The sequence below is a fragment of the Vibrio sp. Vb0888 genome, from assembly GCF_033338835.1.
Classification (GTDB): Bacteria; Pseudomonadota; Gammaproteobacteria; order Enterobacterales; family Vibrionaceae; genus Vibrio; species Vibrio alginolyticus.
In genome coordinates this window covers 126005-149365 of record NZ_JAWOTL010000007.1, presented here as the reverse complement: position 1 = coordinate 149365, position 23361 = coordinate 126005, and the positions used below count along the sequence as shown (strand labels likewise).

20 protein-coding genes are annotated in these 23361 nt (G+C 44.2%); 10 read left to right on the top strand and 10 right to left on the bottom strand.

Translation table 11 applies throughout. The features are described 5' to 3' along the window. Positions 1 to 40 precede the first annotated feature (40 nt). From copI to R7P72_RS12435, 3 genes are all read left to right on the top strand, one after another. On the top strand, positions 41 to 607 hold the full coding sequence (gene copI, locus R7P72_RS12445) for a copper-resistant cuproprotein CopI (protein WP_213889720.1): 567 nt from the start codon (positions 41 to 43) through the stop codon (positions 605 to 607). A 324-nt stretch (positions 608 to 931) separates the two neighbouring features. Beyond that, positions 932 to 1783, top strand: a complete 852-nt coding sequence (locus R7P72_RS12440; protein WP_005375420.1) for a carbenicillin-hydrolyzing class A beta-lactamase CARB-42 — start codon at positions 932 to 934, stop codon at positions 1781 to 1783. Positions 1784 to 2065: 282 nt separating this feature from the next. After that, the gene (locus R7P72_RS12435) at positions 2066 to 3115 is read left to right on the top strand and encodes a sensor domain-containing diguanylate cyclase (protein ID WP_053303796.1); all 1050 of its coding nucleotides are present in this window, start codon (positions 2066 to 2068) and stop codon (positions 3113 to 3115) included. Positions 3116 to 3227: 112 nt separating this feature from the next. On the opposite strand, the gene R7P72_RS12430 is transcribed toward R7P72_RS12435, so the two are convergent. Next, positions 3228 to 3380, bottom strand: coding sequence for a hypothetical protein (locus tag R7P72_RS12430; RefSeq protein WP_005375418.1), 153 nt, complete (start codon positions 3378 to 3380; stop codon positions 3228 to 3230). A gap of 245 nt (positions 3381 to 3625) precedes the next feature. Here R7P72_RS12430 and speG point away from each other — a divergent pair, with 245 nt between their 5' ends. Continuing rightward, the gene (gene speG / locus R7P72_RS12425) at positions 3626 to 4165 is read left to right on the top strand and encodes a spermidine N1-acetyltransferase (RefSeq protein ID WP_005375417.1); all 540 of its coding nucleotides are present in this window, start codon (positions 3626 to 3628) and stop codon (positions 4163 to 4165) included. A gap of 47 nt (positions 4166 to 4212) precedes the next feature. Here the strand turns inward: speG and R7P72_RS12420 are convergent, their stop codons facing one another. From R7P72_RS12420 to R7P72_RS12390, 7 genes are all read right to left on the bottom strand, one after another. After that, positions 4213 to 5010 carry a hypothetical protein gene (locus tag R7P72_RS12420; protein WP_053307859.1) on the bottom strand — a complete coding sequence of 266 codons (798 nt, stop codon included), beginning with the start codon at positions 5008 to 5010 and terminating at the stop codon, positions 4213 to 4215. Positions 5011 to 5186: 176 nt separating this feature from the next. Further along, on the bottom strand, positions 5187 to 6272 hold the full coding sequence (locus R7P72_RS12415; RefSeq protein ID WP_213906914.1) for an OmpP1/FadL family transporter: 1086 nt from the start codon (positions 6270 to 6272) through the stop codon (positions 5187 to 5189). 116 nt (positions 6273 to 6388) lie between these two features. Continuing rightward, on the bottom strand, positions 6389 to 9529 hold the full coding sequence (gene vmeQ, locus R7P72_RS12410) for an efflux RND transporter permease subunit VmeQ (protein ID WP_318110553.1): 3141 nt from the start codon (positions 9527 to 9529) through the stop codon (positions 6389 to 6391). Between the two features lie 10 nt (positions 9530 to 9539). Next, positions 9540 to 10682 carry an efflux RND transporter periplasmic adaptor subunit VmeP gene (gene vmeP / locus R7P72_RS12405; protein ID WP_005391278.1) on the bottom strand — a complete coding sequence of 381 codons (1143 nt, stop codon included), beginning with the start codon at positions 10680 to 10682 and terminating at the stop codon, positions 9540 to 9542. 90 nt (positions 10683 to 10772) lie between these two features. Continuing rightward, positions 10773 to 11564, bottom strand: a complete 792-nt coding sequence (locus R7P72_RS12400) for a hypothetical protein (protein ID WP_017635247.1) — start codon at positions 11562 to 11564, stop codon at positions 10773 to 10775. Between the two features lie 528 nt (positions 11565 to 12092). Beyond that, positions 12093 to 14252, bottom strand: a complete 2160-nt coding sequence (locus tag R7P72_RS12395; protein WP_285437715.1) for a prolyl oligopeptidase family serine peptidase — start codon at positions 14250 to 14252, stop codon at positions 12093 to 12095. A 206-nt stretch (positions 14253 to 14458) separates the two neighbouring features. Further along, positions 14459 to 16030, bottom strand: coding sequence for an ATP-binding cassette domain-containing protein (locus R7P72_RS12390; RefSeq protein ID WP_053303800.1), 1572 nt, complete (start codon positions 16028 to 16030; stop codon positions 14459 to 14461). 445 nt (positions 16031 to 16475) lie between these two features. On the opposite strand from R7P72_RS12390, the gene R7P72_RS12385 reads away from it, so the two are divergent. From R7P72_RS12385 to R7P72_RS12375, 3 genes are all read left to right on the top strand, one after another. Then, positions 16476 to 16901: a universal stress protein gene (locus R7P72_RS12385; RefSeq protein ID WP_005375398.1), complete on the top strand. Its 426-nt coding sequence runs from the start codon at positions 16476 to 16478 to the stop codon at positions 16899 to 16901. Positions 16902 to 17067: 166 nt separating this feature from the next. Then, complete coding sequence (locus tag R7P72_RS12380; protein WP_005375391.1) at positions 17068 to 17685, top strand: NAD(P)H-dependent oxidoreductase; 618 nt, start codon at positions 17068 to 17070, stop codon at positions 17683 to 17685. Beyond that, the gene (locus R7P72_RS12375; RefSeq protein ID WP_005385095.1) at positions 17682 to 19646 is read left to right on the top strand and encodes a monovalent cation:proton antiporter-2 (CPA2) family protein; all 1965 of its coding nucleotides are present in this window, start codon (positions 17682 to 17684) and stop codon (positions 19644 to 19646) included. The genes R7P72_RS12380 and R7P72_RS12375 overlap by 4 nt, the downstream gene beginning before the upstream one ends. 91 nt (positions 19647 to 19737) lie before the next feature. Here R7P72_RS12375 and R7P72_RS12370 read toward each other — a convergent pair whose 3' ends face one another. Beyond that, positions 19738 to 20031: a hypothetical protein gene (locus R7P72_RS12370; RefSeq protein WP_005375389.1), complete on the bottom strand. Its 294-nt coding sequence runs from the start codon at positions 20029 to 20031 to the stop codon at positions 19738 to 19740. 245 nt (positions 20032 to 20276) lie between these two features. Here R7P72_RS12370 and R7P72_RS12365 point away from each other — a divergent pair, with 245 nt between their 5' ends. Further along, entirely contained in the window at positions 20277 to 20570 is a 294-nt protein-coding gene (locus tag R7P72_RS12365; protein ID WP_005375388.1) for an ArsR/SmtB family transcription factor, read from the top strand. A gap of 108 nt (positions 20571 to 20678) precedes the next feature. On the opposite strand, the gene R7P72_RS12360 is transcribed toward R7P72_RS12365, so the two are convergent. After that, entirely contained in the window at positions 20679 to 22028 is a 1350-nt protein-coding gene (locus R7P72_RS12360) for an alpha-amylase family protein (RefSeq protein WP_053350526.1), read from the bottom strand. Positions 22029 to 22549: 521 nt separating this feature from the next. Here R7P72_RS12360 and R7P72_RS12355 point away from each other — a divergent pair. Further along, complete coding sequence (locus R7P72_RS12355) at positions 22550 to 22906, top strand: MerR family transcriptional regulator (protein WP_017821530.1); 357 nt, start codon at positions 22550 to 22552, stop codon at positions 22904 to 22906. A gap of 58 nt (positions 22907 to 22964) precedes the next feature. Continuing rightward, positions 22965 to 23342: a carboxymuconolactone decarboxylase family protein gene (locus R7P72_RS12350; protein ID WP_042521541.1), complete on the top strand. Its 378-nt coding sequence runs from the start codon at positions 22965 to 22967 to the stop codon at positions 23340 to 23342. Positions 23343 to 23361: the final 19 nt, after the last annotated feature.

Genomic DNA, 23361 nt, shown 5'->3' with positions numbered 1-23361 from the left:
AGCAACCAAGTTATTAATGAATTAAAACAAGGATATAAAAATGAAAAAGACACTAATCACTCTTGCTCTAGCCCTAACAACAACGACTGCGTTTGCTCAAATGGATCATTCAAACATGGACCACGCGAACATGGATCATAGCAATATGAAGCATGAAAATATGGACCACGGCAGCATGAAGATGGACCACAGTAAAATGGACCATTCAAACATGATGGATATGCCGGGCATGTCGACTGTTGGTATGCCAGCAAAAGGGGCAAAGCCAGACAAGGTGGTACACGTTATCTTGGGTGATGACATGACCATCAAGTTCAAGAAAGACGTTAAGATTGAGCCAAACGATGTGGTGCAGTTTGTAGTCATGAACACCGGTAAGATCAACCACGAGTTTACGATTGGTTCGGCTAAAGAGCAGCTAGAACATCGTGAAATGATGAAGACAATGAGCGGTGATCATATGCACGACTCGGGCAACTCTGTGACGGTAGAACCGGGTAAAGCGAAGCAATTACTGTGGCACTTCCACGGTGACAACAAGGTTGAGTTCGCGTGCAACATTCCGGGCCATGCAGAATCGGGCATGGTTAAAAAGATTGAACTGTAAGTAATTATCCAACTAGACAAAGGAGCTGATGATTCAGCTCCTTTTATTTCTGGATCAAACTATTCGTTAGCTCATGATAAGAAATTCTGAGCCAGTGTCTCTCGCTAAGATATTTTTGTGACCGAATCACCGACGTAATATATAAGCCAAACTACAGGCCTTGATAGCAACACTCTTCTCCCCATATTGAGACCGTTTAAGCGTATTGCAAAGAATCCTACATAAAATAGACATAGATTTAACAGTGTTTAGAGTACTGGCTCGTTATAGTTTACGTGACATCGCTACCGTGCGAACTAAAACTAAAATTGAAGAACACGATCCATGAAAAAGTTATTTTTGTTGGCTGGGCTAATGGTTTGCTCAACCCTAAGTTACGCGTCCCAACTGAATGAGGACATTTCTCTCCTCGAGCAACAAACCTCAAGCAGAATTGGGGTGTCAGTTTGGGATACCCAAGCAGACGAGCGTTGGGATTACCGTGGCGATGAACGCTTCCCACTCATGAGCACATTCAAAACCCTAGCTTGTGCCAAAATGCTAAGTGATATGGACAGCGGTAAGCTAAGTAAAAATGCGACCGCAAAAGTCGATGAGCGCAGTATCGTTGTATGGTCTCCAGTGATGGATAAGCTCGCAGGCCAAAACACACGCATAGAGCACGCGTGTGAAGCCGCTATGTTAATGAGTGATAATACCGCAGCCAACTTAGTATTAAATGAAATTGGCGGCCCTAAGGCCGTAACAATGTTTCTGCGAACAATTGGAGATAAAGCAACGCGCCTAGACAGAATAGAACCTCGCTTGAACGAAGCCACACCAGGCGACAGCCGCGACACAACCACACCTAACGCCATACTAAACACTCTTCGAACTTTGGTCGAAGGCGAAACGTTGTCTTATGAGTCTCGTGTACAATTAAAAATCTGGATGCAGGACAACAAAGTTTCAGACTCGTTAATGCGTTCTGTATTACCAACAGGTTGGTCTATTGCAGACCGTTCTGGTGCGGGAGGTCATGGTTCGCGTGGCATTAACGCGATTATATGGAAGGAAAATCATCGACCTGTTTACATTAGTATTTATGTCACAGAAACCGAGCTCTCACTTCAAGCTAGGGACCAACTCGTTGCGCAGATAAGTCAGTTGATTTTACAAAAGTATAAAGACAATTAAGTCACCACTCACCTGACCCTATTTGTATCCTTTTCTAGCCCTTCTCTTCCAGAAGGGCTCATTCTGTACTTCCATCTTAAAAACACCACTTATTGAGTAATGACTTACTTATAAATAGGTATAAGATTTACTTATTTAGGGTGAGTTAACGCCCACATTAAGCAACCAAATGCACACAAACGGCGATAATTGAACCATACTCTTACCAAGAAGCACATTTTCTACAAAATAGCTTCACGTAATTTATTGTTGGTATTTGCAACATTGCCAAGGAGATGTCTATTGAGACTTGAAAGAACTTTTAACCCTGATGACTTATCGATGCAAAACATGGAAAGTCCGATATGTATGCCGATAGGGTTTGTTCACTTTTTAGCTCAATCGGAAACACTACAGCAAGTACTTGATACGGTGGCAGAATGGATAAATCGCATATTTAATTCTGACCGTGCGAGTATCACACTTTATGAAAACAATGATCATTTAAAGGTCTACTCTTTCTCTGGTAGTAAAGCGATTCCCGCTGAATTTTTAGTGCCCATTCATCAAGCGTTTGTTGGCCGAGTGTTCAAAAAGCAACAACTGATGATCTGCGACGATGTTACTCAATCTGATGAGATCGATTGTGTGATGCTCGCATCCAATGGTATGGGTACGTGTATGGACGCGCCTTTAATGCACGGTAAAGTCTGCCTAGGAACGCTTAATGTTGCGCATCATCAAACGCACATTTACACAAACGAACAAGCGGCACAGCTTCAGTGCATCGCTAATTGGATTGCTTTAAACATTGCCCTTCATATACAGATCATGAAAATGGAGCACCTCGCCACGACGGATGATCTAACAGGTATTCCAAACCGCAGAGAGTTCATGCGACAAATCGAAAGCCGCCTAAATGAATACCGAACCCAGGGCATTGACTTCCATGTTGCTATTTTAGATCTCGACAATTTTAAAAGCCTCAATGACCGATTTGGTCATGACGCAGGCGATAAATCACTGATCCATGCAGTTAATACTATTAAAAGTCATCTACTTGATTGTGACTTACTTGCCAGAGTTGGCGGTGAAGAGTTTGCCATCGTATTAAGAAGTCGCTCATCACAGCAAGCTCTAGACACATTAGAAACGATTCGTAATGCACTAGAAACGACGACCGTTCAACATTCAGGTTGTGATATGAGCTTCACCGCGAGTATTGGGGTAACTCAAGTCTGTCGTCTCGACGACTCATTTGAACCACTCGTTAAACGCGCCGACTTAGCACTTTACAAGGCAAAAGAAACCGGAAGAAATCGCGTTGAGTTTCATATTGGTGAAGAAAGGTAGAAAAAATAAAAAAAGGTAGCGACTCATTGCGCTACCTTTTATCGATTCTAACCCGCTTAAAATAACTAATACGAACTTTAAGCCAGCTAAAAATAAGAATGAGCAAATTTAATTATGCTTTCTTAAGATCTTTAGCTGGGTAAGTTAGTGTTTTTTCGCCTGCTTTTACATGTGTGTAAAAACCGCCACTGCTTAAACCTGTAACAACCATTTCGCCAAGATCGATACCTTTAGTCGCTACTACTACGTCACCGATTGAAAACATATTGAATACCTTGTTTGTTTAGATTAAGACACTAAGTCGTTGCGCGGTATTTAATACGATATTAGGCAAAGCACCTAATCGAGTTTTTTATCGTAAAGATTAATTTATATTTGTCGTGAACTCTAAGTTTCCACATTGAAAATCACAGGATATTTTCCAAAAAAGATGCGCTATTCTTGTGAAATACGGTAATATTTTCTAGCATCAAGTGCGGAGGTATTCTCCGCCCTCATTGGAGAAAAATGATGAAGAAAGGCCTAAAAATGCGTGCATTAGAGCGTTCTGATTTGCGCTTTATTCATGAACTGAATAACAACCGAAATATCATGGCCTACTGGTTCGAAGAACCTTACGAGTCTTATGACGAGCTCGAAGAACTTTATCGAAAACATATACATGATGACGCTGAAAGGCGTTTTGTCGTCGAAGATGAAGACGGCATCGTAATTGGCTTAGTTGAGCTGATCGAGATTAACTACATTCACCGCAGCGCGGAATTTCAGATAATCATCGCCCCAGAGCATCAAGGCAGAGGTTATGCGACAGAGATGATTAATCGTGCGTTAGATTACTCATTCTCAATTCTTAATCTACGTAAAATCTACTTATTAGTCGCAGTGGATAACGAAGTCGCTATTCACTTATACAAAAAATGCGGCTTTATTGAAGAAGGTCACCTTGTAGAAGAATACTTTATTAACGGCGCTTACAGCGATGTTAAGCGCATGTATATATTAAAACACCAGTACCAGAAAAAGATCGAAGAAAACAACTCAATTCACTAGTTCATTCTATCAAAGTAAAAACGCAGCTATTTGGGCTGCGTTTTTATTTATTCAAATTGATATTGATATGATAATACGATGCGCTTGTCTGCTTCATCCAAATAGGTGTTGTTGTCCATGACAAACGTCATTACGTTAAACGAGTGGCGTCTGTTCACAAGGTAACCAAGACCGATCCCACCAAAGAAGCCTTTGTAATTCTCTCCTTCACTGTTTTCTGAGCCGTAAGTGCCCGCTGCGAAGCTGATTAACGTCAGCTCTTTGGTAAACGATTTCAGCGCAAATACACCAACGTAACCGCTACTGCCTGAAGAGCTCATCATATTGAAGCCATTCTCTGCACTTGGCGTGCCCGTAAAGTTAGGCTCGCTACAGTGGCTACTTTCTGCACCGTCACAAACAGGAACATCACCAGTGTTGTACGTATAGCCTGCCATTGGGAAAATTTGGAAGCCTGCTGGCTCAATCCCGAAATAACTTAGCGGCATAAAGGTACCAACGCTGTAGTTGGTTTGATCCGCGCCGTTTACGTATTCATTTTTACCGAAGTTGAAGTTCACGATACCGACCGGAAACAACCACGAGCCACCAATACGCCACTCGCTCGCATCATCATTGATACGCAGGTTAATTTTGCGCGCTTGGTCAAGCGCAAGTGAGCCCGAGAATGAGATGTTTTGATCATCAAAATCGTAGTTGTTTGCGTACGACGCGCCAAATTTCGTGATGACTTTTGTTGGGTCATCCGCCAACTTGTTTTTATTGTCTTTTACTCGATGCTCGGCACCATGAGCCAGCGTACTGACCAACAAAGTCGTACACACTAACGCTAGTTTGTTTTTCATTTTTTAGTCCTTTGAGATGTTGAATACCCGCACTTAGCTGCGCAGATATTTTTTGAATCATCACTCACTGGATGTGACAAAAGCGCCCTAACTACCTTAGATGGCGTGACAGCATCCAGTGCAGGTAGTTAGGGTAGAATGGCCTGTAAGGAAGGCGTTTTAGCGATTAGGAATGATTAGTTTTTCCAGTTGTAGCTCATGCTCATGAAGTACAGCGCAGGCTCATCAAAGCCAGCTTGTGAGCGTGGCGTTTCTGACGATTCCATCAAGATCGCTTCAAACGCGAAACCAATTGAGTTTTCTGAATCCAATTTGTAATCAATGCCTGTACCAATGCGGTACGCCTTGCCAGTAGGAACGGTAATGTCACCGTTTGATTGGCTTTCATACATGCTGGTATCGAATGCAAAACCTGCATTCCACATCATTTTTTCATTCAGTTTGTACTGAGTACCCAATGCGATTTGGTAAGTGTCTTGTGTCTCTACGCCCAGCGTGGTTGTGTATTCGCTCCAGTCTTGCCAGTTCACGTTCCACATCACCGCTAGGTCATCATTCACTTCATGGTAAGCACTGAAGATCAGTTGTTGTGGAGCAATGGAGTTACTATTGTCGAATTCAAATTCGGTTTCAGAAGAGTAAGACAACCCAAGACGCGTGCCTGGTGTTGCCTCATAAAGCACACCTACTCGGCCGTTGAGCTGAGTATCTTGGTCTTCGTCATTGAAGTTCAGGGCTCCCTTCGTTTCCACTTCATACATACCGTACTGAATGCCAAGCGCCGCACCCACAGACCAGTGATCATTGATGCGGTAAGAAGCGGAAGGTTGAATGGTTAAGGCTTGCGTCGTTGCTGTAGGAATATCTAAATGATTATTCAAAAGACCTTCGTACTCGAGGCCAAGACCGTAGTTGCCATACAGACCAATACCCAGCGTCCATTTGTCGTTTACTTGTTGGCTGTAAAATGCCGACGCCATAGGAACAAAACCAATCACGTTGCCCGCATCGCCAGTCATCGTGTCTAGTTGCGCGTCACCGTAAAGGCCAATCAGGTTACCAGAGAAAGATTTACCAGAAACATTCGCCAGACCAGCCGGGTTTGCTGCCATTACTGAGGCATCTTGCGCACGAGCCGCCATACCAGCGGATGCCAAACCAATATCCGATGCTGTTGTTTCGTAAAGGTATAACCCACCCGCTTGCGCAGCAGCACACGTCAGTAGAGAGCTCGCTACGATGATTTTTGAAAGATTTTTCATGCTAAAACCTATTATTTTTTGGGGAACCCACGCTGCGACGGTGGTTGTATATCAATGAAAGGCATTGGCCAATCGCACACAGCGTGGGGGTGTTGTGGAGTCAGTTGAAATCAGCGTTATTGCTCGCTCACCTCAAGTTCAGTGGGTTTCTTTCGCTTAAACTTCTCGCGCAGAGATTGCATCATCACGAAGAACACCGGCGTCAGCAACGTGCCTACAAACGTAGAGAGAATCATGCCGCCGAATACCGCAAAGCCCAGTGAGTGACGAGATGCCGCACCAGCACCCGATGCAATCACCAACGGGAATACCCCCCAGATGAAGGCGAATGCGGTCATCTGTACTGCACGGAAACGAATTCGAGCAGCTTCTTTGGCAGCATCAATGATGGATAAGCCCTTTTCTTCTCGCAGAACTTTGGCAAATTCCACGATAAGAATCGCCACTTTGGCGGACATACCGATCAAGATGACGACACCAATCTGCACGTACAAATCGAACGGTTGTCCCACCAGCAGTAGCGTGCCCATTGCGCCGAGAATCGCGACTGGAACCGCCATCATTACCGCAGCAGGAATGGTCCAACTTTCGTACTGAGCCACCAAGAACAAGTAGGTGAACAGCAAAGACAATGCGAACGCGATTGGTGCCATGTTGCCTGCTTTCATCTCTTGGTAAGTCATGCCTGACCACTCGTACGAGTAACCACTTGGCAAAGATTCCGCAGCCAGTTTTTCAATGGCTTTTACAACATCACCCGAGCTGTAACCTGGCGCTGGCGCACCGTTCACGGTTGCAGAACTGAACATGTTGTAGTTCGATAAGGTATCAGGGCCGAAGATCGGCTTCACTTTCACTAGCGTTGCCAGTGACACCATTTTTCCAGAGCTTGAGCGAACAAACAGATGGTCGATGTCGTCGATGTTGTCACGGTATTGCTCTTCTGCTTGCACTTTCACTTGGTACGAACGACCAAACAAGTTGAAGTCAGAAATGTAGGCACCGCCCAACTGTGCTTGCAGTGTGCTGAAGATTTCATTCAACGGTACGCCCATCGAAATCGCTTTATCGCGATCAATATCGATGTAGCGTTGCGGAATGTTCGCACGGAAAATCGAGAACGCACGCGCCACTTCAGGCAGTTGATTGATTTGGGCAACAAAATCAGCGGTTGTTTTTGCCAACTCTTGTGGAGAACGGCCCAAGTTGTCCTGCAGCACAAGGTTGAAACCATCCACCGCACCCATGCCTTTGATTGCCGGCGTCGCGAAAACGAACGAAGCGGCATCTGGCGTTGAGTTCAGCATTTGGTTAACTTTGTTCATCAACGCACGTTGGTGTAGTTCAGGGTCTTTACGTTTGCTCCAGTTATCCAGTTTGATGATCAACATGCCCGAGTTTGGAATCGACGCCATGTTAATTACCGAGAAGCCCGCAACCGAAACCACGTTCTCCACACCTTCCATCTGTTTTAGCTCATCAACGTACTTCTTCATTAATGGTGCAGTACGCTGCAATGCTGCTGCGTCTGGCAAACGCATTTCGACCATGAACACGCCTTTATCTTCGTTCGGAACGAAAGAAGAAGGTACGGTCATGAACGCAAATGCCAGCACCGCAATAAGCGCGCCATAAACACCGATACTCAGCACAATGCGGCGGCTCAAGAAGCCAACTAAACCTTGGTATTTGCGCGTTATTGCTTCAAAACCTCGGTTAAACGCACGCAAAGGCGCAATAGGTTGCGAGTGAGTAGATTTCAACATCAACGCACAAAGCGCTGGCGTTAACGTTAATGCGTTGATCGCAGAGAGCAGCACCGATACACAGATGGTGACCGCGAACTGGTTGAACATTCGACCAGAAATACCCGGCAATAGCGCAACCGGTACAAATACCGCCAACAAAATAAGCGTTGTTGCCAATACTGGCCCTGTCACTTCTTTCATAGCTTGGATCGTGGCCGGAATCGGGTCTAAATGCTCTTCATGGATAACCCGCTCCACGTTCTCTACCACGATGATCGCATCGTCCACCACGATACCGATGGCGAGGATCAAGCCAAACAACGAGATCGTGTTAATGGTCATGCCCATCACGCCTATGATTGCGAACGTCGCAATGATGAAAACCGGAATCGCTAAGGTTGGAATGATGGTCGCTCGCCAGTTCTGCAAGAAAACGTACACAACGAAGGTGACAAGAAGTACTGCAATCACCAGCGTCTCGTACACTTCATCAATCGATGTCTCTACGTATTCGGTAGAGTCATACGCGATGTCGTAGACCAAATCATCTGGGAACGATTTCTCGTACTCTTTCATGGCCTCTTTCACGCGTTCCATCACGTCTAGCGCGTTCGCGGTCGGCAACTGGTACAAGGCCAGAACGGCGGCTGGTTCGTTATTCATACGACCATCAGCTTCGTAACCTTGTGCACCAACTTCCACACGAGCCACATCTTTCAAGCGAATCAAAGAACCTTTCTTGCTCGCACGAATGATGATGTTCTCGAACTCTTCCGCAGAAGTGAGGCGGCCTTTGGTTTGCAAAACATATTGATATTGCTGGTCACCTGGAGCTGGCATACCACCGATCTTACCCGCCGCCACTTGGATGTTTTGCGTTTTAATTGCGCCAATAACATCGCTAGCAGAAAGCTTCAAGGTAGCCAGTTTATTTGGGTTCAACCAAATACGCATTGAGTAGTCTTTCTTACCCAGCAGCGTAATGTCACTCATACCTTCGATACGTTTTAGACGCTCGACAATATTGAGATCCGCGTAGTTAGAAAGGTAGATACTGTCGTGAGACTGTTTCGGAGAACGCAGTGTGATAACGCCCAGCATGTCGGAAGATTTCTTCTTAACCGTCACACCGATTTGGTTTACTTCTTGTGGTAGAGACGACGTCGCCTGTGCCACCAAGTTGTTCACACGAACCTGCGCCATATCGCCATCTGCGCCCACTCGGAAGTAAATACGCAATGTGTATGAGCCATCGTTACCAATCACAGAAGACATGTAAATCATGTCTTCAACGCCGTTGACTTTGGCTTCTATCGGTTGTGCTACGGTCTTTTTAACCACGTCCGCGTTTGCACCCGGATACATGGTGCTCACCGTAATTACCGTTGGAGAGATTTGAGGATACTCAGAAATTGGCAAGACTTTCAGGGCGATCATACCCATCAATGTCATCGCCAGTGAGATCACCAAAGCAAACTTCGGCCGGTGAATGAAAAATTTACTTAACATCAGTACTCACTCAGCCTTGTTCACTCTGTAGCTCAACGTCTTTCACCGTTGCACCCGGACGCACTTTTTGTAGACCATTGACGATGACTTTTTCGTTAGCCGCCAAACCAGTCAGCACAGCACGTTTCACACCGTAGGTCTGACCGAGTTCAACGTTACGACGAGACACCACGTGATCATCACCAACCACCATGACGTAGTCACCCGCTTGGTCTTGCTGAACAGCCGCCGATGGGATAAGCAAACCATCAATGGTTTTGTTGCGCAGCTTGATGGTCAAGTTGCCATATTCACCCGGCATAAGCGCGTAAGTTGGGTTATCGAATTGTGCTTCTGCTCGAATTGAGCCTGTTTCTAAATCGATCTTGTTGCCAACGGCGTAGATCTTGCCATCAAGCGGATACAATGAACCGTCTGAAAGCGTCAGTGTTAAATCAACATCCAGTTTATCATCGTTACGATGAGCCACATCAATCGCGCTTCTTACGCGGCGGTAGAGCTTCTCATCAACATCAAAGCCAAAGCGAATTGGGTCGATTTGAGTGATCGAAACAAGAGGAACGAGTTGAATTTTCGAAATACGGTCACCCACTCGGAAGTTGCTGAAACCCACGCGGCCAGAGAAAGGAGCACGCACAGAGCTAAATTCAAGATCGAGCCTTGCTGAAACCAGCGTCGCTTTCGCCTCTTCTACCGAGGCAATCGCTGCGGCGTGCGCAGCAATGGCGTCATCGTATTGCTGCTCACTGATGCTTTTATCTTTGATAAGTTTCTTCACACGTTCTGCATCACGCGTAGTTTGAACGAGTTGTGCTTTTGCTTTTTGCAACGACGCTTTTGCATACGCCAGTGCCGCTTTGTAAGGACGGTCGTCGATTTCAAACAGCAATTGGCCTTTTTCGACCATATCGCCATCTTTAAAATGAATCGCGGTTAATTCGCCACCGACTCGAGGCATAATATCAACGTCATTTACCGCTTCAGTTCGACCGATAAAAGTATGATAAGGAGTGATTTTTGTTTCGGTTAGGGTAACGGTTTCAACAGAGGGTGCTTGGGCAGTTTTCGTTGCGATATCGCCAGTTTTGCATCCTGATAGTAATGCAGAAGATATAGCAATAGATACCAACGCAAATTTATATTTGGCTTTCATGATAAACCTACTTTATGTAGAAAGTGCCCTAGCCTAAATATTTAAATATATGGATAAACGCACTTTCTATTCTGGAAATAAACGAGGGAGTTAGAATTGGTAGTTAAATTCGATACGGTGATCACCATCACCGAAATTAACGTGCTCATTCCAGTTTGCAAAGTAACGAATATTTGCGCGAGGATTAATTTGATAAGACAACGCAAACTCATGAGTTAAGATATTATCTTCACCCGCGTAATAAGTATCTTTATATTGACTAGACCCTGATAATGTATGCATATACATTGGGTTGTAGTTAATCCAGATTTTATCGGTTAATTCAATTTTTGAGTACATACCGACAACAGTGAAAGTACCTGGAATTTCATAACCTTTGTCATCACCACTAAAATCATTAGCAATAGTGACACCCGCACCAGCCAAAGGAAATAACTGCAACATGCCAAACTTAGGTAGGCCTTGAATAAAGCTATAAGATGCATCTAATTTATCGTTATCAACGTCGTAGTTTACATCTAATTGACGGCCTAGACCTTTTGCGACTTCTACTTGGAAATTACGTAGTCTGAAAGAGTCAATGCTGTCATCAACGTTGGCATATATTGGATCGTCATTGTCGCGAATGCCAAATAGCTCACCACCAATGCCTTTCATTTCAATGATGTTCATCGCCATGGTACCAGGCTGGCTAGATTGATAAGTTTGACCGATTTTGATGTTCGCGCCTTTATCAGTAATACCAAAGCCCGCTTGGGTGTATACCGCAAGTGGGTCAGACATATCTTGTAGTTCTTCGTTATTGTTTGTCTGCGCATAGGCAGAAGACGCGAGTTGTAGGGCTGCAACCATAATGGCAACAGACGGTTTCACTAAATTCATAAAACTGTATCCATTTTAATGATTATAAAATTATTCACGTCATGAGGTCATCATAAATAGCAAGCAACACAACTCGCTTTGGATAACATAAATTATCAAAGCAAATTCAATAATGACGAAACATTCGACGTTTTAATTAAAATAAAATAAAGCATCGTAAAAGTTCAATCACCGCTACTTATATCTTATATAACTTGAAATTTGGTAATACCAATGAAGAAGGAAATATTAAAACTTATGAAAATTCAATTATCATTAGAACAAATGATTAATTAATTTTACCATATAAATAGAGAGTGCAATGGATTTAGGTGATCGCGATCAATGTTTCATTTCGATCGTACAACACTCTTCAGATTAATTAGAACATTATAATAATTTAAAAAACCTTAGTTTGATTAGCCTAGCATCAGATTAGAATAGTAGGCCTATAATAAATAAAAAGGGAGTCACTCTCTGTGATTCCCTTTTATTATCGAGCGATAAAGCGCCGATGCGTTTCGATAACTAAAACGCAAACAATTCGCACTATTGCAGTTTCTCTATTCCCATATTGAACAGTGCAAAACTATAAATATCTGCATTTGTCTCAATTATTTTACGCGTTGGTGTGCCTGCACCATGTCCTGCATTGGTTTCGATGCGAATTAAGGTCGGATTTGACCCCGCTTGCTTCGATTGCAACTCAGCAGCAAATTTGTATGAGTGAGCAGGAACAACACGGTCATCATGATCACCGGTTGTAATCAATGTTGCTGGGTATTCCACCCCTGCTTTTACATTGTGCACCGGCGAATAACTTTTCAGATATTGGAACATCTCTTTACTTTGCTCTGCCGTGCCGTAGTCATACGCCCAACCAGCACCTGCGGTAAAAGTATGGTAACGCAGCATATCCAGTACGCCGACTGCTGGCAGCGCCACTTTAAACAGCTGTGGACGTTGCGTCATAACGGCCCCCACTAACAAGCCACCATTCGATCCACCGTTAATGGCTAACTTGTTTGATGACGTTACCTTTTCATCAATTAGGAATTCAGCCGCAGCAATAAAGTCATCAAACACATTTTGCTTTTGCATTTGAATGCCAGCGTTGTGCCACTCTTTACCATACTCCCCACCGCCACGAATGTTCGCTACCGCGTAAACACCACCAAGCTCCAACCAAGCCGCACGTGTCGGGCTAAAAGATGGTGTGAGGCTAATGTTGAAACCACCATAACCATATAGGATGGTTGGTGCACTGCCGTCCATCGGTGTCCCTTTTTTATAGGTGATGATCATCGGCACTTTTGTTCCGTCTTTTGAGGTGTAAAACACCTGGCGAGAGTCATACAAAGCTGGATCAAATGGCGCTTTAGATTTGTAGTACACCTCGCTATCACCATCTTTGATGTTCAGACGATACGTAGTGCTGGGCATCTTGTAGTTGGTGAAAGAATAGTAGACTTCGGTTTCATCTTTTTTACCCGAGAAACCGTATGCGCTGCCAATATCAGGCAATTTGATTTCTCGGATGAGTTTGCCGTTCATGTCGTATTGCTTCACCATCGAGATCGCATCAACAATATAGCTCGCAAACAAATTGCCACCCGCGGTAGAAACACGTAACACGTTCTTTGTTTCAGGGATCAAATCTTTCCAGTTTTTGGGTTGCGGCTGACTCGCATCCACCGTCACGACGCGTTTGTTCGGCGCATTAAGGTTCGTAACCAAGTACAGTTTCGTGCCTTGGTTGTCTATCACCCAAGTATCAGAACTGGTGTTATCTAAAATGGTTTTAAGCGGGCTGTTTGGCTTACTCAGATCTTTAAAGAACAGTTTGTTACCCGATGTCGATACGCTGGCTGAGATAAACAAGTAGCGTTCATCATCCGACGTATAGCCGCCAACATAACGGTATTTCTCTTCCTCAAAGCCGCCAAAAATCAGCTGGTCTTCACTTTGTTTCGTTCCAAGTTTATGAAAGTAGAGCTTGTGTTGGTCTGTCTTCGCGGAAAGTTCACTCCCTTTTGGCTTGTCATAACTTGAGTAATAGAAACCTTGATTGCCGAGCCAACTGATGCCGCTGAACTTAATATCCACCAGCGTTTCACCGACGGGCTTTTTGGTTTCTGTGTCTAACACAATGACTTTGCGCCAATCGCTACCGCCTTCCGAAATGCTGTATGCAACCAAAGATCCATCTCGTGAAAAGCTCACTCCCGCTAACGATGTGGTGCCATCTTCACTAAAAGTATTTGGATCGAGGAAAATTTCTGCTTCACCATCACCTAGCTGCCGATAAAGCACGTCTTGGTTTTGTAACCCGTCATTTTTGTAGAAGTAAGTGAACTTACCCTCTTTGAACGGCTGGCTTTGTTTTTCGTAATCCATGAGCTTAGTGATGCGCTCTTCAATCTGCTCGCGGTAAGGGATTTTCGCCAGATAATCAAACGTCACTGCATTTTGCGCCTTCACCCATTCTGCGGTTTCTGGGCTGAGATCGTCTTCCAACCAGCGATAAGGATCACTCACTTTTGTACCAAAGTAGTCATCGACAATATCCACTTTTTGTGTGGTTGGATACGTGATGGCTTTCGGGCTTACCTGTTCAACCGACGATTGCGCCGCTTCATTGGCATGCGCCACAGACAACACACTTCCGAGTGCGAGAGCGGTTGTGAGTGCTAGGGTGTTCTTTTTCATGAAATTCCTTTTTATTTTTCTGTTGTCTTTTTGTGCAATACATCAGAACTCTACTATATATCGACAAAATGAATCTAATTTCATTAAACGAGTTGTGAAAGCCATCCTAACTCCCTCATTTCCTTCCAGTTCTACAAACTAGTAAGTGGAAGTGTAGAACTTGGGAACAATACTGAAGAGCTACGATGACGTTTACTCTCTTTCGTCTAAGTCAGCTCGATTTGGCGCAAAACCCCAGACTCAGAAGCGAAATCTTGGTCGTGACTAATCAGAACAAATCCACCTTTGTATACATTTAACGCCTGACTAAGCATTATTTTTGACTCGAGGTCGAGATGATTATCTGGCTCATCAAGCAGCAGCAAAGGCTGAGAGTTTTGGTGGCTGACTATCAGCATCGCGAGCTTCATCTTCTCGCCACCGCTCAGTAGGCGCCCCAACCGAAACACAGCATCTCGACGAAAACCGATCCCGGCCAATAAGGTTCTCGCTTCACTTTCCGTCATCTCCTGGCAGCTCTCCATCACGTTTTCAAGTAACGAAAGATTTGGATTCACTGCACCAAAATGTTGGTCGAGATAATACAAAGGCGTATTCACTTTCAGCTCACCACTCTGCAACGATAACTCGCCAAGCAACGTCTTTAACAAGGTTGATTTTCCGCAGCCATTTCTCCCTTTGAGATGGACTTTGTCGTTCGCAAAAATCTGCAACGTGATAGGTGTAGAATTCCCAAAAGGTAATATACCTTCTTGTATCGACAATACTTTTCGCGAACGGTTCGGATTATCTGTAAGATAAAGCTTTTGCGCCTTGAGTTGCTCATGTCGCAATTGCAACGCCTGTTCTTTGGCTTGTAAATGCGTTTGTCTGAGTTGCTCATTCTTATTGCGATTTGAGGCGCTGGCGGTCGCGCTATCCTTTTTTCCATCAAGCAAAATTTTGGGCTGACTGCCGTCTTTGCGCAGTTTGTTCCCTTGCGCGGCGCGTTGGTCTGCTTTTTCGCGATTTTTTTGGGCTTGCTCGGCTAACCGTTTTTTCTGTTTATCGACTTGCGCTAACTGCCTCTCGATCGCTTGCAGTTCAGTGCGTTTTTTCTCGGCGTACACATCGTAATTTCCACCAAAAGCCTGTAAACCTAGGCCCGATAGCTCCCAAATTTCCTCCATCTCTCGCAGCAGCTCACGATCGTGACTGATGAGTAAAATCGCACCGCTGAAATGCGTCATAGACTCTATCAGCCATTGTTTCGCCTCGGTATCAAGGTGATTGGATGGCTCATCGAGAATCAAAAGCTCCGTTTCGTTTTCAAACAACTGCCATAACTGCAAACGTGCCAACTGACCACCACTGAGCCGAGCACAAGAGAAATCAGGGTCTTGCGGTAATCCCATCGCAGCGAGCTGCTGTTTGAGTTTTAATTCAATATCCCACTGCTCGCCAACCAGTTCGAACCAATGTTCAGAAACATCACCTTGTTCAATCTGCTTTAAAGCATGCAAGACCGCATCTTTGCCCAGAAACTGGGCGATCGATTGCTGACCTGAAAGCAGATCAGACGGCTGCTGGCGATACATCATGAAAGAAGAGGGAGCAGTCACAACACCGCTGGCAGGCTGAGTTTCGCCCGCCAAAATGGAAGCCAAAAGCGACTTACCGATGCCATTGCGCCCAACCAAACCAACACGTCGTTTAGTCATGGAACAAGAAGTAGACTGGAATAGCGTATCGCCATTATCAAACTGATGGCTAACATTAAAAGCTTGTAAAACCGGCATAATTTGCCTCCTGTATGACAGGGACAACAGCCGTAGCTATGATTTGAAATTGCAACAAAACGCGTGCACAAACGCATTAAGCTCTATGTAAAGTTCGACGATATACGTCAAATCAAAAAGTCGTCTTGTTGCAAAGAAATATCGGAAAGTGAGCTACGCCTACTAACCCTGCAGATCCAAAAAATAAGTAAAAATATGGATGACAGGTTTAGTTCTTCATGTTGGCGTAATCTCCTAGAGAAATGATGCGCAGAGTGTAGCCGCTTTTTTGTTCAAAAAGCAAGCTTTCTAACCAAATGTGAACAAAAAGAAAGTTTCACAGTAAGTTGTTATATCACATTAACTTTTTAACAAGTCTTTGAACAATTTCGAGATCTTAGCAACACAATTTTTATCCAAGCCATACTATGCTTAGGGTAAAGATAATCCACATAAGGGCGTGGTTATGAAATACAAACATATCCTTGTTGCACTCGAACTGTCAGATGAAAGCACCGTGCTTATCGACAGAGCGGTATCAATGGCAAACTATCTCGACTCCGATATCTCCTTTATTCATATTGATGGTACGCACGGAGAAATCTATCGTGAGCTTGTAGACATCAAAGAAAACCCGGATCAAAGGCCGTTGAATGAGCATTCAATGGAATGTTTAAAAACATTTAGTGATTACATGGATTACCCACTTAAACATTTCTTCGTAGGTACTGGCGACTTGGCTGATAAATTAGAGGTCACCATTAAAGAGCAAGAAGTGGATCTTCTGATTTGTGGTCACCACCAAGATTTCTGGAGCAAGATTATTTCTTACTCCAGACACTTAATTAACAAGTCACCGGTGGATATTCTAGTCGTCCCTATTCATGATTAGTAAAACGTAACGCTTCCCAAAACCACCAATTTATTTGGTGGTTTTTTATTGATATTGAAACAGCTTAAACAGTTTTCCAAACTAGCTTGGCGATCATTTATGAGTTACATTTTCTAACCAACCCGCGCTCCTACTGGGCATGGTTATTTAGATAGCAAGGATCCCTATGGCAAATAAAAAAGTACTCATTCTCTTTGCTCATCCTTCCCAGCATCGTTCAGAAGTGAATACTCCACTTTTCAAAGAAGCTCAAAAAATTGAAGGCGTGACATGTGTTGATCTCTATGGCGAATACCCTCGTTTCGATATTAATATCGACCGTGAGCAGCAACGCTTACGTGAGCATGACGTGGTGATTTTCCAATTCCCACTATATTGGTATTCAACGCCTGCGATTTTAAAAGAGTGGCAAGATCTGGTTTTGGAATATGGCTTTGCTTACGGTACAGATGGCACAGCACTGCAAGGCAAGACCATGCTTTGTGTGCTGTCTGCAGGGGGCAAAGAAGAAGCTTATAAGGCAGAGGGCTACAACCACTTTACGATTCGTCAACTGCTTGCGCCCATTGAACAAATGTCCGCACTGACCGGCATGAACTACATTGCCCCTCTCGCGATGTTTGGCGCACGTACAGCAGATGAAGAAGGGCGAATCCCTCGTCATGTTGAGCGGTACAAGAGCCTGCTAACAGCTTTAGTCGAAGATAGGTTGGATGTTGAAGCTGCGGCGTCATTAATCAAGCTTAACAGCGCATTGCCAGAGCTCATTAAGGAGGCTTCATGACAGGAATATTCTTACAAGCCTTCATATATTTGATTGCTGCTGTAATTGCAGTCCCACTTGCTAAGCGTTTGGGACTTGGGTCCGTTTTAGGCTATCTCATCGCAGGTGTGGTCATTGGCCCAATTATCGGTTTAGTCGGTGAAGAAACAACAACAATCCAGCACTTTGCCGAGTTTGGCGTGGTGATGATGCTGTTTCTCGTTGGTTTAGAGCTCGAACCCAAAATGTTGTGGGCGATGCGCAATCGCTTAATGGGTTTAGGAGGTCTGCAAGTCGGTGGTACCGTCGCGGCGATTATGGGTATTGCCTTGTATTTTGACCAGCCTTGGACCATAGCCTTAGCCATAGGTTTGATCTTCGCCCTCTCTTCTACTGCGATTGTTTTGCAAACTTTTAGCGAAAAAGGATTAACGAAGACGGAAGGTGGACAAAACGCTTTCTCCGTGTTGCTTTTTCAAGATATTGCAGTGATACCAATGTTGGCGTTCATTCCCCTATTGGCCTTACCTGAATTAATTGAACAGGCACAGTCCGCAGCACAAACAGCCGCAGCGCACCATGAAGAATTAAGCCTCGTTGCGGGGTTACCCGGCTGGGCATACGGCATTGTAATCACAGCATCGATAGCAATCGTCGTCGTTGGTGGACACTTTTTAAGTCGACCTCTGCTCAATTATGTGGCTAGCTCTGGTTTGCGAGAAATCTTTACCGCAACTGCACTCATGCTTGTCATTGGTATCGCTGCACTGATGAGTTTAGTGGGCTTATCTCCTGCCTTAGGAACCTTCTTGGCTGGCGTTGTATTGGCGAACAGTGAATTCCGCCACGAGTTAGAATCCAATATCGAACCATTTAAAGGTCTATTGTTAGGTCTGTTCTTTATTACCGTTGGCGCAGGGATCAACTTCTCGGTCCTTTTTGGTGATTTCTGGTTGGTCATGGCATTGACCATTGGCGTGATGGTTTTGAAAGCCTTGGTGCTGTTTATTCTTGCACTGATATTTAGGGTGAAAGGCAGCAACCGCTGGCTGTTTACCCTAAGCTTGGCTCAAGCAGGTGAATTCGGCTTTGTGCTTCTAAGCTTTTCAGTGCAAAACCACGTCATCCCATTTGAACTTTCACAAACTCTTGCGTTAGTGGTTGCGATTTCGATGTTCCTGACACCAGGTTTGTTTATTCTGTTTGATAGAGTGATTCTGCCGCGCTTTGAAAGCCAGTCAAATGAACGCGAAAGCGATACGATTGAGGAAACAGGCACGGTGATCATCGCCGGCATCGGCCGCTTTGGACAAATAGTGAATCGCCTATTGGTATCAAACGGCGTGACTACCGTGGTACTTGATCATCAATCTGACCAAGTCGATAACATGCGCCAGATTGGCACTCGCGCCTATTTTGGCGACGCGACTCGACCAGATATGCTACATACAGCCGGCATTGAGCACGCCGCTGCGTTGGTTGTGGCGATTGATAACCAAGAATCGAGTGTAGAACTGGTGAAGTACGTTAAGCACACGTACCCAAAAGTAACAGTGATTGCACGTGCCTTTGACCGTGGACATGGCTATCTTTTGCGTCAAGCGGGGGCTGATATTATTGAATCAGAGACCTACCATTCTGCATTGGAGATGGGCGGTCACACAATGAAAGCCCTTGGCATTCACCCCTTCTTTGTTGAACAACAGAAGGCGACATATAAGCGTGTTGAAGCACGTAAGTCAGAAATACTTTACAAAGCTTGGGAGGATGATTCTGAAGGTGAACGCTATGACAACAATTTCCGACAACTGTTTATTCAGTTAGAGGAGAAAATGGCGGAAGAGATGCAAAAAGATCGTCATGACAAACTATCGCGGTCAGAACGTGGTTGGACACCGCCACCTAAAGGTTACGCCGATGATTTTAATGAAGATAACGTCCAAGAGCTAACACCACCAAGAGAAGAGCCTATCCAACGATAACGCACTCCATATTAAAACCTCCCACTTGGGAGGTTTTTATTTTTTCAGTACAGAGCCACACGCCGTGCAGGATAAAATGATCTTCTCGATATTACATAAGATCATTCATTAAAATCTCATACTCTTCGTTTGCTTCTTCCACTAAATGAGAAAGCTCTAACGCATCAGTAACTGCAAGATTGAACTGCCACGGAGTTGTGTCTTCTTTACCACAGATTCGAGTTTCACACCCACGACTCTCAAAAGACAAATCATCAAACTCTGTGGTGTGGCGCTCTTGAAGTTCAACAATCTCAACTTCTAATTTACCGACAGGATTGACTTTAACGTGGGCATGTAACTCCGAACTGTTAGACAAACAATAATCTCTATGAACCGCAATCATGGCCGCCTCCTTGGTCTGCCAACTGACAACTCAACATTGAGTGTAGACGAGGGATTTTGAACGTGGCGTGAAATAATAATGAAGATTGATCTGTCTCATTAGAACAGACAATTGTTGTCATGAAGGCATGAGCCAGTATGAATCTCATCTGATTTAAATTGTTCTGAGATCGTAATAGTTGGCATTTACCGAGACTTTCCCTATTATCGAAACAAAATTACTGTGGTCATTCTTTAGAGGTCAGTATGGAGCTTGAAGCCGTTGCTAAAGCACTAAAAGAGTTAGGGCATCCGACTCGTTTAAGTATTTACAAAGAAGTCGTCAAAGCGGGATACAAAGGTATCGCGGTAGGCGGCGTACAAGAAAAGCTTGGCATTCCAGCATCCACTCTCTCTCATCATATCTCGAGCCTTGCTTCAGCTGGTCTTCTCACCCAGCGCCGCGAGGGTAGAACCCTTTTTTGTGTTGCAGAGTATCAGTGCTTAGATGACGTAATTGGTTTTTTAAAAGCAGAATGTTGCGTTAACGAGTGCTCATAAATTTCTAGCAAAAACGAGAGAGTTTGAGTTTCTATTGAACTTCAGCAGAACGTGAATGACGATGAAAAACATACACACCGAAGTTGCTAACCTCGGTGTGTACATCTTCTAGTTCGCGACAAGTAACATTGACGACTTAGATGGTACGATTAACTTACCGTCAGTTGGAATGATTTGTTCTGTCATCAAATCAACCCAATTACCATCGATTTTTAATGTCAAAGACTGTTGACGCTGTGATTTATTAAGCACCACAATACCTTTGTCACCTCGCTTAAGTACGAGCATGTCATCGTTACCTTCAAGAACACTCATCGGCTCGCCATGCGTCATATTATGGAACTGGATCATTTTTGCCATTCTCGGATCGCTCCATGCACCCTGCCATCTTGGCTGACCATTTTTGCCTTTAATACCGCTGGTGTTTAAGTCGGTATAAATCAACGGCACACCACCATCTCGGCCTAGAATATAGGCATAAGCTAACCATTCGTTTTCCTCGTCCATGATGAGATCAAGAAAGACATCATTGTTAGGAATATCATGTGTGATAGCAAATGTAATCGCACGACCGGGGGACAGAGCCTGACCAAAACAATAGGGATCAATCAGAGACTTGAAGCTGCCCTTTTTAGCAAACGCCTTAAACATGGTTGAGAACAAAGGGAAATCGTACGCACCTAGGCGAGTTTCCTGTAGATACGGCTCAAGAAACAGCTGATACTCTTCTTCCGTCGCACCGCCATCGGTAATAATTTCACCAAATATATGCACATCCCGCGTGATGTCGTCTGTCCAAACACGCTTAAGATGCTCTAACGTCATGTGTTTCGCAGCGTCAATACGAAAACCTTTCACACCAATAGCTTTCAGCGCCGTTAGGTACGCTCGCTGCTGTTCAACGACATGGTCACAAACACGAAGAGTTGGCAAGCCAGGATCGGTTGGTCCACCTGTGATACGTCCATTTTGAACCTGCCACTTATCTTTCCAGTCTTTAATGCCGAATGCTTCAACAAAGTCCTCTTCATCAAAAAGTGGTTGAGATAGATCGCCAAACAACGCTAGCGACTGATATTTCTGCTTGTTGTTCTGGTATTCCTCCAAGACCTCTTGTCTTGGGTACTGAAGGTCTCTGCGAAGGTGGGCCTCATTTGCCATATGGTTAAACACTACGTCGGCATAAACCCACACACCAACTTGCTCCAGTTCACGAACCATATGAATAAAATCTTTGGTATCACCCAAGGCATTATCGATAACACGATAATCTTGTGGTTGATAACGCTGCCACCAGCGCTCATCGTGTGCGCTTTTCATTGGTGGCGAAACCAACACAGAGCCATAACCAAGCTTGCGGATTTCTTTTGCTCGTTGGGCAATGTCAGCATACTTCCAATCAAACGCATGTAAGATAACGTTTGCACCGAATGATTGTGTTTCCTGTGAGCCACTCATGTTGTTCTCCTGCTCGTTTCCACTCACGATTACTTGTTTGCATTTTTTTGTGAGTGAATTCAATAATCGAAATTATAAAAGCTATTCATCAGAGGCACTCACCCTTTTAGCACTAACTCAAGGCTGAAATCGAAGGCGTAGCGACTCATCCATTGCACAGCGATAAATCGTTCTGAGTGAATAACGGGCACACAACATACAACCCAAATAGCCCAAAACAAACCTAAAGCATTGTTTTGCTTGACAAAAACTTCAATTTAAAAAGATAGAACATAAGATCTATGTACGCCCTAAAATAGGCCCAAAGGATAAAAATAGCCAAGCCAACCCGTTGAGTAATCAATTGTTAATAAAACGAAACTGGCAGGTGGATCACGTTTGGCGCGTTTCAAAAATCCAGTAAATCGCCATACCTAGTGTTAAAAGACTAAAGATTTCTGTTTGTATCTGTCCCGAAATGACTTCAAAATGCGAAACTTAGCTTATCTCTATGGGGGTATGCTCTACCTTGGAGGATAATATTGAATATCAAAGAATTTTCTGACCTCGTCGGGCTATCTGCTCATACTCTTCGATACTATGAAAAAATCGGTTTACTTAAACATGTCCATAGAAACGCGAGTGGACATCGAATGTATAGTTCGAAAGATCTAAACTGGATAAGCTTTGTTAAGCGTTTAAAAGAAACTGCAATGCCACTTGAAGAGATTCTAGAGTATGCCAAATTAAGGGAAGTCGGCTCTCAATCTGTACCACAACGTCAAGCCCTGTTAGAACAACACCAAGAAAACCTCAAACGCCACATTGAGCAACAGAAAAAGCACTTATCGGCTCTAGAAGAAAAAATTGCCTTGTATACAAGTGGAAAAGTTCGTTGACTTAGAGTTAACTCTAACGATTAAGGTGTGTTTACATTTATTCACTAGGAACATACCGATGGAACAATCGCGCTTTAACAAAGGATTAGAACTACTCTCTCAAATTGATGGCGACGCTGGTCATAATGTCATCGAAAGCTTACAAGATATTTGTCCAGATTTAGCTCAGTACACCATTGAGTATCCGTTTGGCGATATTTATGCTCGCCCGGGCTTAGACCTAAAATCGAGAGAAATCGCAACCGTCGCCGCGCTAACGGCAATGGGGAATTGCGCGCCGCAACTAAAAGTGCACTTAAATGCAGCGCTGAATGTAGGCTGTAGCGAGGATGAGATTAAAGAGATCATTTTGCAGATGTCCGTCTACGCAGGGTTTCCCGCGGCATTAAACGGCATGTTTGCATTCAAAGAAGTGCTAGCGGAAAGAGCAGAGTAATAACAACGTTGACATCAAT

What these genes read in the sequence shown, in the direction of transcription:
- R7P72_RS12440 (WP_005375420.1), top strand. Translation starts at nt 932, where the DNA reads ATGAAAAAGTTATTTTTGTTGGCTGGGCTAATGGTTTGCTCAACCCTA.
- copI (WP_213889720.1), top strand. Translation starts at nt 41, where the DNA reads ATGAAAAAGACACTAATCACTCTTGCTCTAGCCCTAACAACAACGACT.
- vmeP (WP_005391278.1), bottom strand. Translation starts at nt 10,682, where the DNA reads ATGAAAGCCAAATATAAATTTGCGTTGGTATCTATTGCTATATCTTCT.
- R7P72_RS12360 (WP_053350526.1), bottom strand. Translation starts at nt 22,028, where the DNA reads ATGAGTGGCTCACAGGAAACACAATCATTCGGTGCAAACGTTATCTTA.
- R7P72_RS12380 (WP_005375391.1), top strand. Translation starts at nt 17,068, where the DNA reads ATGGCAAATAAAAAAGTACTCATTCTCTTTGCTCATCCTTCCCAGCAT.
- R7P72_RS12415 (WP_213906914.1), bottom strand. Translation starts at nt 6,272, where the DNA reads ATGAAAAATCTTTCAAAAATCATCGTAGCGAGCTCTCTACTGACGTGT.
- R7P72_RS12395 (WP_285437715.1), bottom strand. Translation starts at nt 14,252, where the DNA reads ATGAAAAAGAACACCCTAGCACTCACAACCGCTCTCGCACTCGGAAGT.
- R7P72_RS12385 (WP_005375398.1), top strand. Translation starts at nt 16,476, where the DNA reads ATGAAATACAAACATATCCTTGTTGCACTCGAACTGTCAGATGAAAGC.
- R7P72_RS12375 (WP_005385095.1), top strand. Translation starts at nt 17,682, where the DNA reads ATGACAGGAATATTCTTACAAGCCTTCATATATTTGATTGCTGCTGTA.
- R7P72_RS12365 (WP_005375388.1), top strand. Translation starts at nt 20,277, where the DNA reads ATGGAGCTTGAAGCCGTTGCTAAAGCACTAAAAGAGTTAGGGCATCCG.
- R7P72_RS12430 (WP_005375418.1), bottom strand. Translation starts at nt 3,380, where the DNA reads ATGTTTTCAATCGGTGACGTAGTAGTAGCGACTAAAGGTATCGATCTT.
- speG (WP_005375417.1), top strand. Translation starts at nt 3,626, where the DNA reads ATGAAGAAAGGCCTAAAAATGCGTGCATTAGAGCGTTCTGATTTGCGC.
- R7P72_RS12400 (WP_017635247.1), bottom strand. Translation starts at nt 11,564, where the DNA reads ATGAATTTAGTGAAACCGTCTGTTGCCATTATGGTTGCAGCCCTACAA.
- R7P72_RS12390 (WP_053303800.1), bottom strand. Translation starts at nt 16,030, where the DNA reads ATGCCGGTTTTACAAGCTTTTAATGTTAGCCATCAGTTTGATAATGGC.
- R7P72_RS12350 (WP_042521541.1), top strand. Translation starts at nt 22,965, where the DNA reads ATGGAACAATCGCGCTTTAACAAAGGATTAGAACTACTCTCTCAAATT.
- vmeQ (WP_318110553.1), bottom strand. Translation starts at nt 9,529, where the DNA reads ATGTTAAGTAAATTTTTCATTCACCGGCCGAAGTTTGCTTTGGTGATC.
- R7P72_RS12420 (WP_053307859.1), bottom strand. Translation starts at nt 5,010, where the DNA reads ATGAAAAACAAACTAGCGTTAGTGTGTACGACTTTGTTGGTCAGTACG.
- R7P72_RS12370 (WP_005375389.1), bottom strand. Translation starts at nt 20,031, where the DNA reads ATGATTGCGGTTCATAGAGATTATTGTTTGTCTAACAGTTCGGAGTTA.